The sequence below is a fragment of the Marinobacter guineae genome (assembly GCF_002744735.1).
Classification (GTDB): Bacteria; Pseudomonadota; Gammaproteobacteria; order Pseudomonadales; family Oleiphilaceae; genus Marinobacter; species Marinobacter guineae.
The window spans coordinates 1-1,227 of sequence record NZ_KZ319355.1 but is presented as its reverse complement, the minus strand read 5'-3'; the positions used below and the strand labels follow the sequence as shown (position 1 = coordinate 1,227).

Annotated in this window: 2 protein-coding genes; both read left to right on the top strand. The window is 50.4% G+C overall.

Annotated features, from left to right (window positions below; genetic code table 11):
* Positions 1 to 262 precede the first annotated feature (262 nt).
* Positions 263 to 595 (top strand): hypothetical protein, encoded by a 333-nt coding sequence (locus CLH62_RS20850; protein WP_099620084.1) that lies wholly within the window; start codon positions 263 to 265, stop codon positions 593 to 595.
* 131 nt (positions 596 to 726) lie between these two features.
* Positions 727 to 957, top strand: a complete 231-nt coding sequence (locus CLH62_RS21200) for a DUF6429 family protein (RefSeq protein ID WP_099620083.1) — start codon at positions 727 to 729, stop codon at positions 955 to 957.
* The last annotated feature ends 270 nt before the right edge of the window (positions 958 to 1,227 follow it).

The following is a 1,227-nucleotide window of genomic DNA, read 5'->3' as shown; positions in this document are numbered from 1 at the left end:
GGTAGACGATGAAGTTTGTTTAAAGCAGCTTAAACAGCGGCAGAAAGAACAGCCTGAACGAGCACAGTTCGACACAGAGGAAGTCTTTAGGATGGTGACAGGTTACTTTGAGCCGCCCGAAGAGTCGGAAGCGTTCAACCTCCAGATTGTAGAACGGAAGTCCGCATAACAAGGCAATCAAATTCGTTCCGGCCTTCGGCCTCCACCGGACGCCCTTGTCAGGGCGCCGTTTATTGCTGGCGTTATGCACCAAGGAGGAAACATGATTTCAGATATGGAAAGGAAGCTTGCGAAGCAGGTAATAGAGCTGCATGACGGGAAGAGTTTTGCTCTCTTGCAGGAAATGTCGGCCCCATCACTTCGCGAAGAGAGCGACGGTACTATTACTGAACATGCCTACATTTCATCGTGCGAAAGCATTCAGCATGAACTGGGAGAGTTGAGTGAGGTTGAGTTTATAGATTGCCTTCGAAGAGCTGGTTCGCAGCTTACCCTTTGGAAGGCGAAATACTCTGCCAGTGAGGATGAAGTTTTTTGGGCCGTTGGTGTTGATGCCGCAACGCACAAAGTTAAAGATGTTCTCGTAAACTGGTAAATGCATAACAAATCATTCCAGTACGTTCCGGCCCTGAAGGGCCTCCACCGGACGGCCTTTTCTCCGCTTCGCTACGCAAAGGCCGCCGCTGAATTTTGGCGTTAAAAGGGCGCATCACCAGAGGATGAGCCATGGAAATTGATGAAGAGAAAATCGATGAGGCCGTATTGGCTTTGTTGTACCTGACTTTGCATGATGGCGGTCGGGCGTGGAAATCCTTTGATTGGGATGCCACGAATAGGCTTCACGAAAAGGGGCTTATCGAGAATCCGGTTGGTAAGGCCAAGTCTATCCTGTTCACTGAGGAAGGCCTCAAAGAGTCAGAGCGTCTGTTCCAGAAACATTTTGCCAAGGACTCGTGAGCTTGGGGTATAGGTCTTTTAACCAAGCGGTCAACCGGACGCCAAAAGCGTACCGCTTTTGGTTCCCTCCGCTGGCGCTCCGGCGCCGGTTACCTCAGCGTTATGCACAAATGGAGAAACTATGAACATCAAGGATGATTGGAAGAAGGTAAAGTCAGTTTTAGAGCAAGGTCAGGCTTCTACTGTTTACTGCTCGATCGCAACCGTAAACCCCGACGGCACGCCCCACATCACGCCAGTTGGCACTGTTTTCCTTCGCGATGATCAGAG

What these genes read in the sequence shown, in the direction of transcription:
- CLH62_RS20850 (WP_099620084.1), top strand. Translation starts at nt 263, where the DNA reads ATGATTTCAGATATGGAAAGGAAGCTTGCGAAGCAGGTAATAGAGCTG.
- CLH62_RS21200 (WP_099620083.1), top strand. Translation starts at nt 727, where the DNA reads ATGGAAATTGATGAAGAGAAAATCGATGAGGCCGTATTGGCTTTGTTG.